Here is a 17021-nt window from a genome sequence, read left to right on the forward strand (position 1 = left end):
CTCTACCGGAGATCTTCCATGCTCAAGCCTTCCCTGGCATTGGCCGCTGGTGTTGCCCTGTCGTTTTGCAGCTGGCTGGCGCAGGCCGCCGACACCCTGAAAGTCAGCGCGATTCCCGATGAGGCCCCCACCGAGCTGCTGCGCAAGTTCAAGCCGCTGGGGGCTTACCTGGAACAGCAAACCGGCATGAAGGTCGAGTTCGTCCCCGTGAGCGACTACCCGGCCGTGGTCGAGGCACTGGCCACCGACCGGATCGACATGGCATGGCTGGGGGGCTTCACCTTCGTCCAGGCGCGCCTGAAAACCGGCAACGCCATCCCGCTGGTCCAGCGCGAACAGGACGCCCAGTTCACCAGCAAATTCATCACCGCCGACCCGACCGTCAAATCCCTGGCCGACCTCAAGGGCAAGACCTTCGCCTTCGGTTCGGTATCGTCGACATCCGGCAGTCTCATGCCGCGCTATTTCATGCTCCAGGACGGCATCAAGCCAGAGAGCTACTTCAGCCGCGTCGGCTATTCGGGCGCCCACGACGCCACCGTCGCCTGGGTCCAGGCCGGCAAGGTCGACGCCGGGGTACTGAACGCCAGCGTCTGGGAAAAACTGGTCGCCGCTGGCAAGGTCGACACGAACAAGGTCAAGGTCTTCGCCACCACCCCAGCCTACTTCGACTACAACTGGACGGTGCGCGGAACCCTCGACCCCGCGTTGGCGGCCAAGATCAAGGCCGCCTTCCTCGCACTTGACCCGGCCAACCCGAAGGACAAGGAAATCCTCGACCTGCAAGCCGCCAGTCGCTTCATCGAAACCAAGCCTGAGAACTACAAGGGCATCGAGGAAGCCGCACGCGCCGCCGAACTGCTCAAATGACCCTGCAACTGACCCAGGTCAGCGTTACCCATGCCAACGGCGTCCAGGCGCTGCGTGGCGTGGACTTGCACATCGGCGCGAACGAACAGGTCGCCATCATCGGCCCGTCCGGCGCGGGGAAATCCAGTTTGCTCAATGTACTGGCCACCGCCCTGCAACCGGATAGCGGCGACACGCAAATATTGGGCGAGCGCGCCTGGCAATTGTCTGCCCGCCAGCGCCAGCGCTTACGGGCGCGTATTGGCCTGATTCACCAATCGCCGCCCCTGCCGCCGCGCCAGCGTGTGGTGACGGCGGTCCTGGCCGGAAAGCTCGGCCAGTGGGGCATCGGTAAAAGCCTGTTGAACCTGTTGCACCCGCTGGATATTCCAGGCGCCAGGGCGGCATTGGCCCAGTTGGACCTGGGCGACAAACTGTTCGCGCAATGCCAGCAGCTGTCCGGCGGACAACTGCAACGCGTGGGCATTGCCCGGGTGTTGTACCAGGCGCCGGAGGTGTTGCTGGCCGACGAACCGGTTTCGGCCATGGACCCGGTATTGGCCGAGCACACGCTTTCGGTGCTTTGCCGCCACGCCCGGGAACACAACGTCACCCTGGTCGCCAGCCTGCATGCGGTGGAACTGGCCTTGGCGCACTTTTCCCGGGTCATTGGCCTGCGGGACGGGCAGATCCTGTTCGACCTGCCAACCGAGGCGGTCGACCGTCCGTTGCTCGACACGCTCTACGCCAACGAACAGCTGCAGTCTTCACCAACAACGCCCCCCGCGTCCTTGAGCGTGCAGATTCCCCGATGCTGACACGCGATACCCGAGACCCCGCCACCCGCCCTCGCCTGCTGCTCAGTCTGCTGGCCCTGGTGTTGCTGTGGCCGGGCATCCAGTTCAGCGAATTGGACCTCGGCGTGCTGCTCAAGAGTGACAGTCAAAGCGAGATGGGCCGTTTCGTGTCAGCCTTCTGGCCGCCGGCCCATGGCGAGGAATTCCTTGCGTTGCTCTGGCAGGCCACCCTGCAAACCCTGGCCATCGCAACGGCCGGCATGGCTCTGGCGTTGCTGCTGGCGGTGCCCGCCAGCCTGTTGGCCAGCCGCGCCCTGTCGCTGTCGGCAGCCTCCCGAGGCGGCCACCCCGGCCCCGGCGGGCAGTGGCTGCGCTGGCCGGTTCGTGGCCTGCTGATCTTCCTGCGCAGCGTCCCGGAAATCGTCTGGGCCCTGCTCTTCGTGCGTGCGGTCGGCCTCGGCCCGACGGCGGGCGTATTGGCCATTGCCATTACCTACAGCGGCATGCTGGGCAAGGTCTATGCGGAAATCTACGAGTCGGTGGACCAGCGCCCGGCCCACGCACTGTTGCGGTCAGGCAGCGGTCGGCTCGCCGCCTTCTGCTATGGGATCCTGCCCAATGTCGCCGCGGAACTGGTGTCCTACACGGTTTACCGCTGGGAATGTGCCATCCGCGCCTCGGTGGTGATGGGTTTCGTCGGCGCCGGCGGCCTGGGCCAGCAAATGGACCTGTCGCTGCGAATGTTCGCTGGTGGCGAAGTGGCCAGCCTGCTGCTGACGTTCCTGTTGCTGGTGCTGCTTGCCGATCAACTCAGCCGGCTTCTGCGTTGGAGGCTGGCATGAATCGCCTGTTCAATCTGGTGCTGCTCCTGGCCATCGGTGCAGCCGTCATTACATCGTTCCTTTACCTGGGCATCGACCTGGGCACGCTGGGCGACGACGGCAACCTGGCGCGGATGGGTGCTTATGCGCAGCGTTTTCTCAGCCCGGACCTGAGCCCCGGCCATCTGAAAGCAATCGGTCACGGAGCCCTGGAAACCCTGGCCATGTCCGCCCTCGGCACCCTGCTCGCGGCGGTGTTCGGCCTGCTGTTGGCCTTGCCTGCGGCCGGACGCTTCGGCTGGCCTTTGCAGAGTGCCTCGCGCCTGATACTCAATGCCTTGCGCGCGGTTCCGGAGTTGGTCTGGGCCGCACTGATGGTCCTGGCCGCCGGGCTCGGCCCAAATGCCGGCACCCTGGCGCTCGCCCTGCACACCACCGGCGTACTCGGTCGCCTGTTCGCCGAGGCGTTGGAAAATACCCCTTCCGAACCGGCCGACGCCATCCGTTTGCAAGGCGGCAACGCCGTATTGGCGTTCTGCTACGGGACACTGCCCAACCTGATGCCGCAATTGCTGGCCTACGTCCTGTATCGCTGGGAAAACAACATCCGCATGGCCAGCGTGCTCGGCTTTGTCGGTGCCGGAGGGCTTGGGCAAATGCTTTATGTCAGCCTCAGCCTGTTCCAGGAGGCCCAGGGCAGCACGGTCATCGTGGCGATGCTGCTATTGGTACTCGGCGTCGATACCTTGAGCGGCTGGAGCCGCCAGCGTTGGGTCAAGGCTTGAAAATAACGCGGGCGCGTTCAATACCCTGGGCAGCCCGCGCGAACACCCGGCCGCCCAGGCGTCCGAGGTGTTCATCGGTACGTTCACCCAACGGCAGAAGCCTTGACGAGACGCGCCTTGGCAAGGTTGGCGAGCAGCTCGGATCGGCTCTGGCGCTCCTGCTTCCATGCCGGCTGTCCGGGAGCACTGCGCCACGACTCGCTCAACGGGCTGTTATCCACCGTGTCGAAACCGAACTGGTCGTACAGGCGCGTGACGATCTCCAACGCATCGGCATAATCGCTGGAAGCTGACAGGGCCAGCCGGTCGGGAGAGCCGGCCGGCCTGCCCCACGTGAGGATCCGCGGCGCCTGGATGTGGGTGAACGCCTTGACCACCCGGGAAGTGGGCAGCTGCTCCTGGCGAAGTTCATGGACGGTCTTTTGCCCCGAATCGATGACCGGGATATGGCCGTCACGCCAGACCATGTAGTTATTCGTGTCGAGCACGACCTTCCCTGCAAGCGCCTCCACGGGCATATCGTTGTCGACCTTGAGCGGGACGGCCACGATGACGAAATCGCCCGCCGCGGCCGCGCCTGCAGCCGTCGCCGCACGCGCCGACGGCCCGAGCGCTTCGACCAGCCCGCGTAACGTCTCGGGACCTCGCGAGTTGGCAATGACAACCTCATAGCCGTTCGCAATGGCCGCTCGCGCGATATGGCTGCCAACTTCGCCAGCCCCGATGATGCCGATAGTGGTCATGAGTCATTCACCTCAGTGTTGGATTGGGGGCGGGGGTCAGATGCTCAAGCCGCCAGCCACATCGATGGCGCTGCCCGTGATATAGGCGCCGTTCGGCCCGGCCAGGAAACACACCGTGGCCGCCACTTCTTCGAGCGTGGCGATGCGGCGGATGGGGTGCAGGTCGAGGATCGCCTCGGGCACGCCGTCGCCGAGCACTTGTGCCGCCATGTCGGTCGGCATGATGCCAGGCTGGACGACGTTGACCGTGATATTGCGCGGCCCCAGATCCCGTGCGACACCCTTGGCATAGCCGACGATGGCCGCCTTGGTCCCGGCATAATCGGCCGCCCCGGCGAACGGTACGTGACCGCCCAGGAGCGAGCCGATGAAGATGATCCGACCACCGTCCGCCAGCACCGGAGCCGCCGCACGCGTGGTCGCCACCGCGCCCATGACGTTGACCTGCCACTGGCGATCGAGATTGACGGTGTCGAGATCGGGATCATCGACCGTCTTGCCCTGGACGGCGATCGCCGCGTTGTTCACCAGGATGTCGAGCTTGCCGAAATGCGCGATCACCTCGTCGATCAATGGCTTGGCCGCCGTGCTGTCGGCCTGGTCGCTCTGGATGGCACGGGAACGGACGCCTTGCGCCTCGAGCTTTTCCACCACGGCCCTGGCCTTCTCGGCCGAGGCCACGTAGCTGATCGCAACATCCGCCCCTAGTTCGGCGAGCGCCTGCGCGAGGGTCGCACCGAGCCCTCGGGAACCACCTGTCACGAGCGCAACCTTGCCTGCCAGTAATTTCTGCATGGGTAAATCCTCTTCATGAATGCCTGAACGCCCTCGCCAAGAAGGCACTTGCCAACCGTAACGAGCGTTAGTGTAACGAACAGTATGAATTTGGACAGAGACCGTCAAGCAGTTTAATATCGATCGTTATGAAAAAGCCGGGGGTGATCTGATGGGGCGTCAACGCGAGTTCGACGTGGATACGGCGCTGGACGCGGCGCTTTGCGTATTCTGGCGCAAAGGCTACGAGGGCGCGTCTTACACCGACCTGACGCAAGCCACAGGAGTGGAACGCCCGGCGCTCTACTCCGCGTTCGGCAACAAGGAATCGCTGTTCCGCCGGGCACTCGAGCGCTACTACGCGCACTACCTGGATTTCTTTCCGGCAGCGCTGGAACAACCCACTTCACGCGACGTTGCCGCCTACATTCTTCGCGGGGCTGTCGAGGTGAATACGCGCTACCCGGACCGCAAGGGCTGCCTTGGCATTCATGGCGCGTTGGCCGGCTCGGACGATGCCGAGCCCATCCGCCAGGCCTTGATCGACGCACGCGCAGCCGGAGAAGCGTCGCTGCGGGAACGCTTCGAACGGGCGAAAACGGAGGGTGACCTGCCGGAATCGGCCAACTGCACGGCGCTGGCCGCGTTCGTGATGGCCATGACCCACGGAATGGCCGTTCAAGCCAAAGCTGGGTTCACTCGCGAGACCCTGGAGGCGGTTGTCGAGCAGGCGTTGTCGACCTGGCCGTCCAACCCTGCAAGCGAGCCCAGGGCAAATCAATGATTGGCCGTCAGACTCGCACCATCAACGCCGGCTGCGTATCCGCCACGCCATGCAATAACTCGATCACCCAATCGATAAATACCCTCACCCGTGGCGACAGTTGCCGATGGGGCGGGTACACCGCCGATATGGGCCAGGTCGGCACGCGGTACTTGTCCAGCACTTCAACCAGGCGGCCCTCGGCCAATTGCTGTTGCACGTGGTAACGCGGCACCTGTATCAAGCCCAATCCCGCTTCGCAGGCGGTCACGTAGGCATCGGCATTGTTGACGGTCAGTTCACCGCTCAATGGCCATTCGTGCACCTGCCCCGCCACCTCGAATTCGAACGGGAAGAAGCGGCCATTGCCAGTCGCAAAACAGATGGCCCGATGGGCCGCCAGGTCGTCCAACCCCCGGGGCGTGCCCAAGCGTGCCAGGTAGTCGGGGCTGGCACAGGTCAGTTGATGCAGCCGCACGATAGGCCGGGCCACCAGGGCCTGGTCAACGACATGCCCAGCGCGGATTGCGCAATCCACGCCTTCGCGCTGCAGATGAACCTGGCGATCGTGGAAACCGATGTCCAGTTGCAGCGCCGGGTAGCGCCGATAGAAGTCCGGCAGGCGCGGCAGGATCCAGGTGCAACCGAAAGCGATCGGCATGTCTACCTTCAACGTACCGCGAGGCTGGCTCCTTTGCGCCGACAACGAGCTCTCAAGGTCAGCGAGGTCGTCCAGCAACTGGCCGCTGCGTTGGTAATACGCTTCGCCGTCCAGTGTCGCGCGCACCTGGCGGGTGGTGCGCTGTAGCAACTGCACACCGAGGTGAGCCTCCAACTGCTGGATCAACAGGCTGACGGTGGCACGGGGTAATCCAAGGTCATCGGCCGCCTTGCCGAAGCCGCCCAGCTCCACAATGCGCCGGAACACCTGCATGGCATGTAGTCGGTCCAATGTGCGCCCCACTATTCAGGAATCACGAATAGTTAAACCAATATTTGTGTATTTATCCAGAAAAACGCTTATCAGACACTGAACGGGTCGTTCATATCCAGGAGTCAAAACATCATGAAGACCCGCCAACTCGGCCAATACGGCCCTAACGTTTCGTCCATCGGCCTGGGCTGCATGGGCATGTCGGACTTCTACACCACGGGCGTGGACGAGGCAGAAGCGATTGCCACGCTCCACCGCGCCCTGGAATTGGGCGTGACGCTGTTCGACACCGCCGACATGTACGGGCCCTACACCAATGAGCAATTGCTGGGACGCGCCCTGCGGGGCAAGCGGCAGAGCCTCTACCTGGCCAGCAAGTTCGGCCTGGTGCGCAGCAGCGATCCCCATGCCCGGGGCGTCAATGGCCGTCCCGAATACGTCCGGCAATCGATCGAGGGCAGCCTCAAGCGCCTCGAAACCGACTACCTCGATCTTTACTACCAACACCGCATCGATCCCGAAGTGCCTGTCGAGGAAACCATCGGCGCCATGGCCGAGCTGGTCAAGGCCGGCAAGGTCCGCCATCTCGGCATCTCGGAGGCCAGCGCCGAGACCATCCAACGGGCCCACGCCGTGCATCCGCTGGCGGCGGTGCAAAGCGAATACTCGTTGTGGTCCCGCGAGCCTGAACACAATGGCGTGCTCGATACCTGCAAGCGCCTGGGCATTGCGTTCGTTGCCTACAGCCCCTTGGGCCGAGGCTTCCTGACCGGCGAACTGAAATCGCCGGAAGACTTCGCCGCCGACGATTACCGCCGCTTCAGCCCACGCTTCCAGGCCGACAACTTCAAGCGCAACCTGGCGCTGGTCGAACGGGTCAAGGCCTTGGCCGCGGACAAGGGCATCAGCGCCTCGCAACTGGCCCTGGGTTGGGTATTGGCCCAGGGTGACCACGTCATCCCGATCCCGGGCACCAAGCAGCGCAAGTACCTGGAGAGCAATGTGGCGGCGGCTTCAGTGGTGTTGGGCGCTGATGAACTGGCCCATCTGGATGGGATTTTCGCAGGCGAAGGCGTGGTGGCGGGCGACCGATACCAGGCGCAGACGATGACGCTGTTGAACGGTTGATCCTTCGGCTGGGCTGTCGGTTTCGACAGGCCGGACTCAAGCGGGCGCCAGCCCAGCCGATAACCCTATCAATAATAGCCCCAGGCTTCGCCGGGCTCTGCCAGTTGCATAGGGTAACGATCAATGAGTTTGCCGCTGAATCGCCTGCTGACGTGGGGCGTCCTGATGTTCCTCGCTGCAAGCGCTTGCGCGGCAGAGACACCCCTGCGCATCGTGACGGAGGAGCTGCCGCCCTACAACATGACGCAGAACGGACGCGTGACCGGCATGAGCACCGAAGTGGTCCAGGCCGTGCTCAAGGAGGTCGGCATGGACGCGCCTATCCAGCCCATGCCCTGGGCCCGGGCCTACGAGCTGGCGCTCAACGAAAGCAATGTGCTGATCTATTCGATCGTCCGCACGCCTGCTCGCGAATCGCTTTTCCAGTGGGTTGGCACCATTGGCCCGACGCAGTGGTACATCTACTCGCTGGCGGACCGACCGGTAAAACTCGACTCGCTGGCCGACGCCCATGGTCACCAGATCGCCACGGTCAATCAGGACGTGGGCGAGCAATACCTGGTCTCGAAGGGTTTTCGCATCGGCGAGGAACTGCAGTCGAGCACCAAGTACGAACACAACTACCGCAAGCTCAAGGTCGATCACGTGGAGCTGTGGATTTCCAACGAGCTCAACGCGCTGTACCTGACTCGCCAGAATGGCGAAGACCCGGACAAGGTGCTGATCCGCTCGCTGGCCCTTCCCGAACTGAGCAGCCCAGACGGCCTGAGCATGGCGTTCAGTCGCAAGACGCCGGCCGAGACGGTGGAGAAATTCCGCGCCGGCCTTGAGACCATCCGTCGCAATGGGGTCTACGACGCCATCCTGCGCAAATGGTTATGACATGGGGGACTCTTTCCGCACGGCGGCGTCCCAGCCACCACCGACCAAGGCGTTCAGCTCCCTGGGCCGGCGCCTGGTGCTGGCAACGCTGTTGTTCTGCCTGTTCTTTACCCTGGCGATGGTCACCTGGCGTACCTGGCTGGCCTGGGAAAACAACCTGGCGGAAATGAATTCGGAGCTGGCCCTGATCGATCAGGTGTTCCAGAACACCTTGGCCTACGCCATTTGGGAACTGGACCGCGAATCCCTCGACCAGCAAATCACCAGCGTCGCCGCGGCGGCCCCCGTGGGGCGCGTGGTGTTGAACATCCTGCGCCCCGGGCAAGCGCCGGAAGTCATCGAACTCAATCGATACGCCGTCGGTCAATCGGGCGTGGTACCAGTGCTGCATCGCCAGCTTATCGCCGAGCCCTACGCCGGGGCCCATGAGAAAGTCGGTGAGCTGACCATCGAAGGCGACAACAACCTGCTGTGGGAGCGTCTCTGGAGCGAAGCACGCAGCATCGTCATCACCCAGCTCATCCAGTCCCTGCTGCTGGCCGGGTTGGTCATGACCATGTTCAACCGCCTGGTGACCGTGCATGTGGTGCATATCGCCCGTCACCTGGGCGAACTCGCGCCGCATACCCTCAAACATCACCTCAAGCTGCAACGGGCGGTGAATCGCCAGGACGAACTGAGCCTGCTGGAATTCCAGGTCAACGAACTCCAGGACAATCTGTACGCCCACCTCGAGCGCCAGCATTCGGACGAACTGGCCCTGGCCGCCAGCCGCGATCAAATGGCCGAACTGGTGGAGGCACGCACCGCGGAACTGAAAGCGGCCAACCAATCGCTCGAAGCGCTGTCCCGTCACGATGCCTTGACGGGCCTGGCCAATCGTCGCTACTTCGACGAACTGAAGGAAATCGAGTTTCGTCGGGCAATCCGCCACAACACCCCGCTGGCCGTGCTCATGTGCGACGTCGATTTCTTCAAGATCTACAACGACACCTACGGCCACATGCAGGGCGATCTTTGCCTGAAAGAAATCGCAGAGGCCCTGCGCAGCGTGTTCGGCCGCTCTGGCGAACTGACCGCCCGCGTGGGCGGCGAAGAGTTCGTCGTCGTCCTGCCCAATGTCGACGCCGCACAGGCCTGCCAAGCGGCTCAACGCTTTCGCACCAGCCTGGCGGAACGCGAGCTGCCCCACAGCGGCTCCAAGGTCTCGCCTTTCGTCACCGTGAGCATCGGCGTTGCCGAACTGGACCCGGAGACCATGGACCATTTCGATCAATTGCTGCAACGCGCCGACCAGGCGCTGTATCGGGCCAAACACCAGGGACGCGACCGCGTCGCCCTGTAACGACTACCGCGCGCCATGAGGTCTGCATATGCACATTCGCCTGACACTCTGCTCATGCCTGCTACTCGCCTCGATCAGCCTGGCAAGCCACGCCGACACAATCGAAGTCGTCACCGAAGACTCCCTGTACGCCTATCAGCGTGACGACAAGGTCGTCGGGCCGGGCATTCGCATTGCCGAGGAGACACTGAGAAACGCGCAGCTCACCGACTACAGCCTGTCGCTGTACCCGTGGGCCCGGGCCTACGAAAAAGCGCTGCACGAGCCCAACGTACTGATCTTCCCGCTGGACCGCACCCCGGCCCGGGAGACATTGTTCAAATGGGTGGGTGAAATACATCGGGTGGCGAGCCGGCTCTATAAACTGCGTGATAACCGCGACATCACTGTCAGCAGCCTCGAGGAGGCCAAGCAGTACAGCATCGGCGTGGTACGAAACGACGCCAAGCAGATTTACCTGCAGCAGCGCGGGTTCACCCGGCTGGTCATCTCGGCCAACAACCACGACAACTTTCAGAAACTGCTCAATCGCCAGATCCAATTGCTGCCGATGCCGGAGAACACCGCACGCCTGATGAGCCAGGATGCGCAAGTGGATTTCGCTTCGCTGGAAGAGGTCTATATCCTCGACGAACAACCCCACAGGGTCCACTTGGCCTTCAGCCTGAGCACGCCGGATGAAGTCGTCGCCAAGGCCCAACGCGCATTCGAAGAACTCAAGGCTTCCGGTGAAGTCGCACGAATCATGAGCGAACAGCGGTAGACTCTGGGGGATCACACCGCAAGCAACGATGAGGTATGTCCCGATGAGTAAAGCGTCCTACGTTCCGCCCAAGGTCTGGAAAAACGACGCCCCGTCTGGCGGCCATTTCGCCAGCATCAACCGCCCTGTCGCCGGGCCGACCCATGAAAAAACCTTGCCGGTTGGCAAGCACCCGCTGCAGCTCTATTCCCTGGCCACGCCCAACGGCGTGAAGGTAACCATCCTGCTGGAGGAACTGTTGGCGCTGGGTCATACGGGCGCGGAGTACGATGCCTGGCTGATCCGCATCAACGAGGGCGACCAGTTCTCCAGCGGCTTTGTCGAGATCAACCCCAACTCCAAGATCCCGGCCCTGCTGGACCGCAGCGTGGAACCCGCCATTCGGGTCTTCGAATCCGGCTCGATCCTGCTTTACCTGGCGGAAAAATTCGGCGCCTTCCTGCCCACCGATCCGGCGGGCCGCACCGAAACACTGAACTGGCTGTTCTGGCAGATGGGCGCTGCCCCGTACCTGGGCGGTGGCTTCGGGCATTTCTACGCGTATGCGCCGGAGAAACTCGAATACCCGATCAATCGCTTCACCATGGAAACCAAGCGTCAACTCGACGTCCTGGACCGCCGCCTCGGCGAAAGCCAATACCTGGCAGGCAACGACTACACCATCGCCGACATCGCGGTCTGGCCCTGGTATGGCCAACTGGTGCGCAACAACGTGTACGGCGCCGCCGAATTCCTCAGTGCCCACGAATACACCCATGTGCAGCGCTGGGCGGAAGACATTGCCAAGCGCCCCGCCGTCCTGCGCGGACAGCGGGTCAACCGCACGTGGGGGGATGAGGCGAGCCAGGTGCCGGAGCGGCATGAGGCTGGGGATTTGGGCTGAGGCCAGGTTGCACGCCGGATCGGTGATGAACCTGAATTCCTCAACTGACACAGCCCCCTTGTGGGAGCGAGCTTGCTCGCGATAGCGGTGGATCAGTTGGCCTCGATGTTGAATGTGCCGACGTCTTCGCGAGCAAGCTCGCTCCCACCTTGATCGGGGGATGAACCTCAGTTTATCGACTGGCCCAGCCCCTCCTGTGGGAGCGAGCTTGCTCGCGATAGCGGTGGATCAGTTGGCCTCGATGCTGAATGTGCCGACGTCTTCGCGAGCGAGCTCGCTCCCACCGCTTCTTGCAGTCGCGATAAACCTTCTCAGTTTCCTGCACGCATCCAGCACCGTAGCTTTGTAGGCAATACTGTATGTCTTGGCCCCCGAGCCATTACCCCGCAGGTTAATTGACAGTCATCGCCTTCAATCCCACCGCGAGTACCCGGGCATCATCGCCCAAGCCGAGCTGCTGCGGACTGATCGCGTCCGCAAATTGCAATTGCATTTTCAAGAAACCTTGATCGGCAACGCGTTGTTGCATCGTGGGTGTGACGGGTATTTCGAGGATGTTGCCTTCTGATTGATCAAGCGTATGGGTCGAAGCCTGCTGACCATTGATAAGAACAATGACTTTCTGCTGTGTACGCCCCGGTGCAAGAAAGGCTGATGCCTCCAAGCGCACGGAATGTACGGGGGTAGTTGCTCGCCATACAATCTCCGCATAGGTTCCCTCGGACCAAGTGCCCCATTGCTCCGCATCAGCCCAGCCCTTCGCCAAATACGCCGTACCTGAATCACGTTGGTCGAATCGCACGGTATGCCCAAGCTCAAGTGGGGCGGCTGTCGGCGCCTGTTCATTCGTCAACTGCGGACATTCGCGGCACTGCTTCCAACCAGGCGCAAGCACGGTAAAACCATCGATTCTGGCAAAAAGATCAGCGGATGTATCAACGGTTCCCAGCGCACGCAACATGGCCCGGTTGTCCATCAAGTACAGCGAATCCGGTTCGTACTTGCCCGAGGTTAAGGCCAGGGTCGCTTTTTCATCAGCCTGTCGCCATTGCTGAGTACTCATCCGCCCAAGGTAAACGGCGTCCGTTGGTAAATGATGCAGAGCTGCAAAGGCAGAAACGGAAAGCCAATGCGGGGAAAGATTCTGCGGCACGACCCACCGAATTTTCTGGTAATGAGCTGCAGCGTTTTTCCAGAATGGATCAACGAAGGGTGTCGCCCATTCGGATGCAGGTTTGACCATGAATTTCTTTCTGACGTCCGACCAACCACTGTGAGTGTCGAAAACTTGTATCAAGAGCGCCGCTCCCAGTAGATACGCAGCAATTCTTGGCGTATGGGCGCGAACGATCAGGAAGATAATGATGAAAATCACAACGTAGTACATCGGCCAGAACATTCGCCCGGAGGCACGGAAAATGTTCGCGATGGAAATGACCTGAGGAGGCAAGGAATAGCCAAGCTCGAACGAGCCGATTGCCACATGGTTCGAGAACGAAAAGAGAGTCAGGCCGACCAACACCAAACCAAGCATCGGCCGTTTATACAGCGCAGAACCAAGCCCGGTATTACCACGCAACCATCCTGCGAAGGCACAAATCGATAGCACAATCAGGCCTGCCCCCAGGAAAGCGAAACCGTCACCGTCCCCCAATGCGCCGGGAAGATTTTTCAACGCATACGACCAGTTCTGGGGGTTGAACAGCGTCAAGACGTTTGCCCGGTACAGACCGAATCCGTCAGAGCTAACACCTGCGCGCTCGACGGTGAAATAACCGGCCTGCCAGCAACACAAGGTCACCAGAGAAAACAGCAAGCCCAACTCGACGACCGCAGCGCCAAAAGACAGCCGGCGTCTAGAGCATTTAGCAGCAAGGTCAGCCAGCCAAATAAGTGCAATCATTGCCAGTAAGTAGGCATGGATCAACGCAGCCACCGCCAACAATCCCCCCCAGGCCAAGCGTCTTTTTCGTAACGCTGGATGCAGGTTCAGGTACAACGCCGCGAGAATCAAAAAATGCCCGCCCAAAGACAGGTGTACTGTCATGCGCAGGATCATTGGCGGCACAAATAAGAACAGCGCCGCACCGAGAGCGGCGACAGTAATATTGGGTGTAATCAATCCCACCAATTTCCAGGCAAACCATGCCTGAAGCATGAAGCAAGCCAGCAACCAGATACCAAAGTATTGAAAAGGCTCAGGCAGCAATGACGCGAATGGTTTGAATACAAATGCCAGGAGCGGGTTGGAGTCCGAAAAAACGATGCTGTTGCTAAGTTCGAGCCCGTAGGAGGGGTTCAGACCGATAGGAAACGACCACGGTGATTGTCTGAAGAACGACCAGCCCAGATAGTGAGTGGCCGGATCGCCATTTCCCAACCAGGCAATATTTTGCGGGTCCAACGCACGCGGCCCGATCACCATGAAAAAAGCCAATGCGCCAATCAGCAAAGGCAGGAAGTTCAAGGCCCTGCCCTTGCCTAACGGCTTCATTGCCTCGCCTGTTGCGCGATACAACACAGCGACCAAGTTTCGGTTTGCAAACCGTCGTGGAATCCAAGCGCGCCTGATTTGCGTACAGTGCTGGTGAGTCAATTGTCTTACTCTTTTTATAGTGTTTTCTTAGGTTTCGCCGATCCAACGGCATCTGCTGCGGCTTTGCCCGATCCCTACTTACCCCACCGATGCTACCAACTATCCCCGGCCATTAATCTTGCATGGCTTATCCGAATATTTTTCAACGCCTGGGCGTGCAATTGTGAAACCCGTGACTTCGAAACACCCATGAGCTCACTGATCTCGGTAAAACTTAAATGCTGGTGATAGTGAGCTTGGATAACCCGTTGTTCATTCGCCGAAAGAAGCTTCACGCACGCCTCCAGCGTATCGCTCTCACGCTCCACTTCGTAGAGGCTTAAGGGGTTATTGTCCTTGGGTTCCGGATCAACGATCCCAGACTCCAAAAACAGCCCGAACGCCAAGCCGATAGCGACGTTCGCCACCTGCTCCAGATCGGACTCCGCTCGCCCCTCCTCTTGCATGCCGGAAAGACTCTCCAGCCGCTCTCGGTAATAGCGCCGTCGATCACTTACGTAACAGGACAGCCCCTTGAGCACGCTACCTTTTACATAAGGTTCGGCATAGGACTGGAAACGCGTGCCCAACCCCGGATTAAACCGGTCAATGGCCTGCAAAAGACCCATCGAGGCCAGGTTCACATAATCCCCCCACTCAGCCAATGGATGCGGGTAGCGAGAATACAAAAGCCCGGCAATCATCCGAAGCCACTGGCCATAAAAAAAGAACAACCGGCTCCTGGCCGCCTCTGTTTTGCTGTCCAGCCAGTCGCGCCACAACGCTTGCTCGTCATCGCCTTCATTGCTGGGCTCATCCGTCACCATGGAAGGCTGCACCTTTGCCCTAGCCGAGATTGCGCATCAACGTCTGGGCAATCAGGCCCCAACCGTCGATCAACAGAAACAGCATGATCTTCAATGGCAAGGAAATCGTGATGGGGGGCACCATGATCATCCCCAACGACATCAGGATTGACGCCACCACCAAGTCGATGATCAAGAACGGTAGGAAGATCATGAAGCCGATCTGAAAAGCCAGCTTCAGCTCGCTCAACATGAATGCCGGCACCAGCTTCACCGGGGACAGCCCTTCCGGCGCTTGCGGCAGCGGATCCTTGGCCAATTCATAAATCAGTCGCAAATCCTCTTCATGGGTCTGCCTGATCATGAAATCGCGAATCGGCACCCAGCCTTGCAACGCGGCACCGTCAAGCCCTACTTTGTTCGCCAGGAATGGCTTGATGCCTGCGTCATAGGCCTTTTCCAAGGTTGGAGCCATGGCGAACAACGTCAAGAACATCGACAGTACGATCAACACGATATTCGGCGGCGTCTGCTGCAGCCCCAACGCCTGCCTGGTCAATGACAACACCACGATGTTGCGTGTGAACGTGGTCAGGGAAATGACCAAAAACGGCAGGAACGACAGCGCCGTCAGCAAGGCCACAACGCTGACTGGCGACTGAATCTGATTGATGTGCAAACTTCCCCATTCAGAGAAGTCATCCGCGGCCGCCACAAAGGGTGCAAAGCCGCTGAGCACCAGGAACAGCAAGTGGCGGGTCATATCGAGCACTTCAAGAGCGGACATCCAACGCAGAGGATGAGGATTGTTCTGGCAAGAGGGTCACGGTCGCTCCATTTGAAGATTCAGTGACCAGGACCTGCGACGTTTCGGTCTTGAGCAGATACACCTTGGTCTTGGTTGACAATCGCACAGCGCGTACACAATGCAACTCGGTCAGATCCGCTAAAGGTCTGCCGGTGCCCGCTTGACGTCGCGCATACCAACGCATTACGCCGTAGACCACGGCCAATAAAACAGCCGTGATCAGCATCACTTTGATCATCAACATAAACGACAGCGGATCATCCTGCCGTAACGCTAATCCCAGCGGTTGGGCTACGGTTTCAGGCGTCACAGTATTTCCGTCAACTGAATGCCAAAGTTGTCATCGACTGCCACCAGATTGCCCCGGGCAACCGGTTTACCGTCCAGGCACAGCGATGCCGGTTCATGGACCTGCTCCAACAGCTTGACCACGTCGCCAGCCTTCAGCGCGAACAACTCATCCACGCTCATGGAGGCGTGACCGAGCTGCACCACCAATTCCACGACCACATGCTTGATCAAATTCATGTCTCGCTTGATCAGCGGTGACTGCCCGTCATTGACCGCCATCCGGGCTTCTTCCAACTCAATTACATCTACCGTTGCCGTCACACCAACACTCCTGATTCATTCATGGGAAATCAACTGCACGGCGACTTGACCTTGCTGCTTAGCCAAGTAACCACTCGCGATCACAGGGCCTTCGGCCAGCTGCAGCGAGACCGGATCGGCCAGCAATGCACTGGCCCGCAAGGTGTCCCCAGGACGCAAATCCTGCATCTCACCGATGGAGAGGCTTGCCAAGGGGAGACGCACCGACAACTTCACCCGAGCGTTACCCAATGCGTGCTTACGCTCAATCAACGGCGTGCGAGCAATGGGTTTCTCAAGCGCAGCATTGAACAATGCCGCATCCAGCGACAGATGCAGCGTCGATTGACCGACGCGCAGTTGCAGCAATACCTGGGCACTGAGTAAACCCGAGAACGGCCGAGGTGACTCGACGGTTAAATGGGAAACGCCGCTTTGCCCAAGGACCTCAAGCAAATGATTGATCAGCGCCAATTGTGCTTCGCGTACCAGATGCCTCGCGGTCTCGTCCTCGGGTGCGTCATGCATGAAAGGACCGAAGACCATCGAAGCCCCCTCACCTGCCAGGCTGATTGAGCCATTGACGGATTTGGCACTCTGCCAAGCCAGTGTCGATGCCCACTCACTTGAATCATCCAGGGCCGAACAGCTCACTTCGCAGGTGTGGTGTGCATCCGGCATGCACCACTGCTCATACCAGTGCCTGGCCACGGCCGGTAACCGCTCACAGGCCATGCGCAGGCGAGCCGTGCCGACAAAACCCAACATCCTCAT

General features: G+C 60.5%; 19 protein-coding genes. 10 read left to right on the forward strand and 9 right to left on the reverse strand.

Annotation, left to right across the window (positions count from 1 at the left end):
- The first annotated feature begins 18 nt into the window (after window positions 1-18).
- The 4 genes from BLU85_RS00285 to phnE are packed head-to-tail and all read left to right on the forward strand — an operon-like array spanning window position 19 to window position 3252.
- Window positions 19-870: a putative selenate ABC transporter substrate-binding protein gene (locus tag BLU85_RS00285; protein WP_092204319.1), complete on the forward strand. Its 852-nt coding sequence runs from the start codon at window positions 19-21 to the stop codon at window positions 868-870.
- Window positions 867-1667 carry a phosphonate ABC transporter ATP-binding protein gene (locus BLU85_RS00290; protein WP_092204318.1) on the forward strand — a complete coding sequence of 267 codons (801 nt, stop codon included), beginning with the start codon at window positions 867-869 and terminating at the stop codon, window positions 1665-1667. Before BLU85_RS00285 ends, BLU85_RS00290 begins: the two co-directional genes overlap by 4 nt.
- The gene (locus BLU85_RS00295; protein WP_092204317.1) at window positions 1661-2488 is read left to right on the forward strand and encodes a PhnE/PtxC family ABC transporter permease; all 828 of its coding nucleotides are present in this window, start codon (window positions 1661-1663) and stop codon (window positions 2486-2488) included. Before BLU85_RS00290 ends, BLU85_RS00295 begins: the two co-directional genes overlap by 7 nt.
- Window positions 2485-3252: a phosphonate ABC transporter, permease protein PhnE gene (gene phnE / locus BLU85_RS00300; RefSeq protein ID WP_092204316.1), complete on the forward strand. Its 768-nt coding sequence runs from the start codon at window positions 2485-2487 to the stop codon at window positions 3250-3252. Before BLU85_RS00295 ends, phnE begins: the two co-directional genes overlap by 4 nt.
- Window positions 3253-3335: 83 nt before the next feature.
- Here phnE and BLU85_RS00305 read toward each other — a convergent pair whose 3' ends face one another.
- Both BLU85_RS00305 and BLU85_RS00310 read right to left on the reverse strand, forming a co-directional pair.
- On the reverse strand, window positions 3336-3995 hold the full coding sequence (locus BLU85_RS00305; protein ID WP_092204315.1) for an NADPH-dependent F420 reductase: 660 nt from the start codon (window positions 3993-3995) through the stop codon (window positions 3336-3338).
- Window positions 3996-4031: 36 nt separating this feature from the next.
- Window positions 4032-4757, reverse strand: coding sequence for an SDR family NAD(P)-dependent oxidoreductase (locus BLU85_RS00310; protein WP_256572889.1), 726 nt, complete (start codon window positions 4755-4757; stop codon window positions 4032-4034).
- 184 nt (window positions 4758-4941) lie between these two features.
- On the opposite strand from BLU85_RS00310, the gene BLU85_RS00315 reads away from it, so the two are divergent.
- On the forward strand, window positions 4942-5553 hold the full coding sequence (locus tag BLU85_RS00315) for a TetR/AcrR family transcriptional regulator (RefSeq protein WP_092204313.1): 612 nt from the start codon (window positions 4942-4944) through the stop codon (window positions 5551-5553).
- Window positions 5554-5560: 7 nt separating this feature from the next.
- Here the strand turns inward: BLU85_RS00315 and BLU85_RS00320 are convergent, their stop codons facing one another.
- Window positions 5561-6484, reverse strand: a complete 924-nt coding sequence (locus BLU85_RS00320; protein ID WP_092204312.1) for a LysR family transcriptional regulator — start codon at window positions 6482-6484, stop codon at window positions 5561-5563.
- Window positions 6485-6598: 114 nt separating this feature from the next.
- Here BLU85_RS00320 and BLU85_RS00325 point away from each other — a divergent pair, with 114 nt between their 5' ends.
- From BLU85_RS00325 to yghU, 5 genes are all read left to right on the forward strand, one after another.
- Window positions 6599-7594 carry an aldo/keto reductase gene (locus tag BLU85_RS00325; protein ID WP_092204311.1) on the forward strand — a complete coding sequence of 332 codons (996 nt, stop codon included), beginning with the start codon at window positions 6599-6601 and terminating at the stop codon, window positions 7592-7594.
- Between the two features lie 123 nt (window positions 7595-7717).
- Window positions 7718-8476 (forward strand): substrate-binding periplasmic protein, encoded by a 759-nt coding sequence (locus tag BLU85_RS00330; RefSeq protein ID WP_092165057.1) that lies wholly within the window; start codon window positions 7718-7720, stop codon window positions 8474-8476.
- Window position 8477: 1 nt separating this feature from the next.
- Window positions 8478-9821: a GGDEF domain-containing protein gene (locus BLU85_RS00335; RefSeq protein WP_092204310.1), complete on the forward strand. Its 1344-nt coding sequence runs from the start codon at window positions 8478-8480 to the stop codon at window positions 9819-9821.
- A gap of 28 nt (window positions 9822-9849) precedes the next feature.
- Window positions 9850-10584 carry a substrate-binding periplasmic protein gene (locus BLU85_RS00340; RefSeq protein ID WP_092204309.1) on the forward strand — a complete coding sequence of 245 codons (735 nt, stop codon included), beginning with the start codon at window positions 9850-9852 and terminating at the stop codon, window positions 10582-10584.
- Window positions 10585-10627: 43 nt separating this feature from the next.
- Window positions 10628-11467: a glutathione-dependent disulfide-bond oxidoreductase gene (gene yghU / locus BLU85_RS00345; protein WP_092204308.1), complete on the forward strand. Its 840-nt coding sequence runs from the start codon at window positions 10628-10630 to the stop codon at window positions 11465-11467.
- A gap of 391 nt (window positions 11468-11858) precedes the next feature.
- Here the strand turns inward: yghU and BLU85_RS00350 are convergent, their stop codons facing one another.
- The 6 genes from BLU85_RS00350 to BLU85_RS00375 all read right to left on the reverse strand — a co-directional run bounded on the left by BLU85_RS00350 (window position 11859) and on the right by BLU85_RS00375 (window position 17021).
- Window positions 11859-13961 (reverse strand): DUF6311 domain-containing protein, encoded by a 2103-nt coding sequence (locus tag BLU85_RS00350; protein WP_170847641.1) that lies wholly within the window; start codon window positions 13959-13961, stop codon window positions 11859-11861.
- 194 nt (window positions 13962-14155) lie between these two features.
- Entirely contained in the window at window positions 14156-14869 is a 714-nt protein-coding gene (locus BLU85_RS00355) for a sigma-70 family RNA polymerase sigma factor (RefSeq protein WP_092204306.1), read from the reverse strand.
- A gap of 19 nt (window positions 14870-14888) precedes the next feature.
- The gene (gene fliP / locus BLU85_RS00360; protein ID WP_256572888.1) at window positions 14889-15611 is read right to left on the reverse strand and encodes a flagellar type III secretion system pore protein FliP; all 723 of its coding nucleotides are present in this window, start codon (window positions 15609-15611) and stop codon (window positions 14889-14891) included.
- A 10-nt stretch (window positions 15612-15621) separates the two neighbouring features.
- Window positions 15622-15966, reverse strand: a complete 345-nt coding sequence (locus BLU85_RS00365; protein WP_092204304.1) for a hypothetical protein — start codon at window positions 15964-15966, stop codon at window positions 15622-15624.
- Window positions 15963-16268, reverse strand: coding sequence for a FliM/FliN family flagellar motor switch protein (locus BLU85_RS00370; protein WP_092204303.1), 306 nt, complete (start codon window positions 16266-16268; stop codon window positions 15963-15965). The genes BLU85_RS00365 and BLU85_RS00370 overlap by 4 nt, the downstream gene beginning before the upstream one ends.
- A 15-nt stretch (window positions 16269-16283) precedes the next feature.
- Entirely contained in the window at window positions 16284-17021 is a 738-nt protein-coding gene (locus BLU85_RS00375; protein WP_256572887.1) for a FliM/FliN family flagellar motor switch protein, read from the reverse strand.

This window comes from Pseudomonas sp. NFACC14 (assembly GCF_900106885.1).
Classification (GTDB): domain Bacteria; phylum Pseudomonadota; class Gammaproteobacteria; order Pseudomonadales; family Pseudomonadaceae; genus Aquipseudomonas; species Aquipseudomonas fluorescens_AA.

Bases quoted from the DNA above. Each gene is read 5' to 3' on its own strand.
- BLU85_RS00350 (WP_170847641.1), bottom strand. From the start codon at position 13,961: ATGAAGCCGTTAGGCAAGGGCAGGGCCTTGAACTTCCTGCCTTTGCTG.
- BLU85_RS00340 (WP_092204309.1), top strand. From the start codon at position 9,850: ATGCACATTCGCCTGACACTCTGCTCATGCCTGCTACTCGCCTCGATC.
- BLU85_RS00335 (WP_092204310.1), top strand. From the start codon at position 8,478: ATGGGGGACTCTTTCCGCACGGCGGCGTCCCAGCCACCACCGACCAAG.
- BLU85_RS00290 (WP_092204318.1), top strand. From the start codon at position 867: ATGACCCTGCAACTGACCCAGGTCAGCGTTACCCATGCCAACGGCGTC.
- BLU85_RS00330 (WP_092165057.1), top strand. From the start codon at position 7,718: ATGAGTTTGCCGCTGAATCGCCTGCTGACGTGGGGCGTCCTGATGTTC.
- BLU85_RS00295 (WP_092204317.1), top strand. From the start codon at position 1,661: ATGCTGACACGCGATACCCGAGACCCCGCCACCCGCCCTCGCCTGCTG.
- yghU (WP_092204308.1), top strand. From the start codon at position 10,628: ATGAGTAAAGCGTCCTACGTTCCGCCCAAGGTCTGGAAAAACGACGCC.
- phnE (WP_092204316.1), top strand. From the start codon at position 2,485: ATGAATCGCCTGTTCAATCTGGTGCTGCTCCTGGCCATCGGTGCAGCC.
- fliP (WP_256572888.1), bottom strand. From the start codon at position 15,611: ATGACCCGCCACTTGCTGTTCCTGGTGCTCAGCGGCTTTGCACCCTTT.
- BLU85_RS00315 (WP_092204313.1), top strand. From the start codon at position 4,942: ATGGGGCGTCAACGCGAGTTCGACGTGGATACGGCGCTGGACGCGGCG.
- BLU85_RS00355 (WP_092204306.1), bottom strand. From the start codon at position 14,869: ATGGTGACGGATGAGCCCAGCAATGAAGGCGATGACGAGCAAGCGTTG.
- BLU85_RS00325 (WP_092204311.1), top strand. From the start codon at position 6,599: ATGAAGACCCGCCAACTCGGCCAATACGGCCCTAACGTTTCGTCCATC.
- BLU85_RS00375 (WP_256572887.1), bottom strand. From the start codon at position 17,021: ATGAGGATGTTGGGTTTTGTCGGCACGGCTCGCCTGCGCATGGCCTGT.
- BLU85_RS00305 (WP_092204315.1), bottom strand. From the start codon at position 3,995: ATGACCACTATCGGCATCATCGGGGCTGGCGAAGTTGGCAGCCATATC.
- BLU85_RS00285 (WP_092204319.1), top strand. From the start codon at position 19: ATGCTCAAGCCTTCCCTGGCATTGGCCGCTGGTGTTGCCCTGTCGTTT.